General features: G+C 70.0%; 1 protein-coding gene and 2 pseudogenes. 1 reads left to right on the top strand and 2 read right to left on the bottom strand.

The genetic code is table 11. The annotated features are described in order from the left end of the window. Window positions 1–4: 4 nt before the first annotated feature. Window positions 5–292, top strand: a pseudogene (locus ASD25_RS30045) (signal recognition particle receptor subunit alpha); the annotation flags it as partial. On the opposite strand, the pseudogene ASD25_RS30040 reads toward ASD25_RS30045, so the two are convergent. Together ASD25_RS30040 and ASD25_RS28995 are read right to left on the bottom strand one after the other, a co-directional pair. Further along, window positions 238–1,108, bottom strand: a pseudogene (locus tag ASD25_RS30040) (Mur ligase family protein). The pseudogenes ASD25_RS30045 and ASD25_RS30040 overlap by 55 nt on opposite strands. Then, on the bottom strand, window positions 1,002–1,491 hold a 490-nt coding region (locus tag ASD25_RS28995; RefSeq protein ID WP_304439674.1), incomplete at its 5' end, for a glutamate ligase domain-containing protein. The pseudogene ASD25_RS30040 and the gene ASD25_RS28995, both read right to left, overlap by 107 nt.

Genomic DNA, 1,491 nt, shown 5'->3' with positions numbered 1-1,491 from the left:
GTGAATGTTCGAGGCTCTGAACGAGCGGCTGACAGGCGTCTTCGACCGGATCACCGGGCGCGGCGCCCTGTCCGAGAAGGACGTCTCCGAGGCGATGCGCGAAGTCCGCGTGGCGCTGCTCGAGGCCGACGTCGCCCTGCCCGTCGTCAAGGACTTCATCGCCTTCGCCACCGAACGCGCCACGGGCGAGGACGTCATCCGCTCGGTCAAGCCCGCCGATCAGGTGGTCAAGATCGTCTATGACGGCCTGGTCGAGATGCTGGGCGGGGACGAGCCGACCCCGATCAACCTGAACGCCAGGGTGAAGGCTCCGCCCGGCGCGGCCACAGCCGTCATCTGGCCCCGGCCCGCCAGCGGCTGGAAATCCTTGAGCGCGACCAGCGCCGTCTCCAGCGGCACGTCCAGTGCGTCCAGCATCAGCAGCACGCACAGGCTGTTGAGGCCCCAGTGGAAGCCTGATTGGCTCAGGGTGAAGTCGATCGTCCTGCCGAACAGTTCGGCCTTGACCCGCGCGCCCTGCGGGTGGGGCTCAAAATCGATCAGCCGCGCGTCATGGCCCGCCATCGTTCCGAACGTAACCCGACGCGCCCCGGCCTTGCGCGCGGCGGCGTCCAGCACGACCGCGTAGCCAACATCGCCGTTCAGCACCGCCACGCCGTCGGGCGCCAGCCCCTCGAAGATCGCCGCCTTCTCCGCCGCCACCCCGGCCTCGCCGTCAGTGAAGGCCTCGATGTGCACCGATATGATTGTTGTAGCTCTTGATAGAGGCGTGGGCCGGGCCGGCCAGATCGAGCCCCGCCTTGACCGCCTGGGTCACGCTGGTCTTGCCGACCGAGCCGGTCACGGCCCCGCGGCGGACATGCGGGCTGCGCTCGCGCGAGGCGACGCCCAGCGCTTCCAGCGCGCGCAGCGTGTCGGCGGTGACGACCGACGGCCCGCCCTCGACGGCGTGTTCGGTTATGGCGCCCGCCGCGCCGGCGGCGAAGGCCGAGGCCGCAAACTCATGCCCGTCCCGCGCGCCCTTCAGCGCCAGAAACAGGTCGCCCGGCACGATCTCGCGGCTGTTGTAGGTGATGCCGGTCGCCTCGAAGGATTTCGGCGGAGTCATGCCCTTTTCCGGCGATGACCACCACATCCCCGTCGCCCATCATGGCGATCGCCTGTTGAATAGCCGCGCGGCGGTCGCCAACGTCCTGCGCGGCGGGGCAGCCCTCGCGCACCGCCTTGCGGATCATCGCCGGATCTTCCGAGCGCGGATTGTCGTCGGTGACGATGGCGACGTCAGCCAGACGGCCCGCGATCTCGCCCATCAGCGGCCGCTTGCCCTTGTCGCGGTCGCCGCCGGCGCCGAAGACCACGATCAGCCGGCCCGTCGCATGCGGACGCAGCGCCTTGAGCACCGTTTCCAGCCCGTCGGGGGTATGGGCGTAGTCGACATAGACCTCGCCCTTGCCGGACCCCGGGATGCGCTGAAGGCGGCCCTGGGCCCCC

The organism is Brevundimonas sp. Root1423, assembly GCF_001426805.1.
Note: the sequence above shows the minus strand (reverse complement) of the source record. Positions and strands in the feature narration are given on the sequence as shown.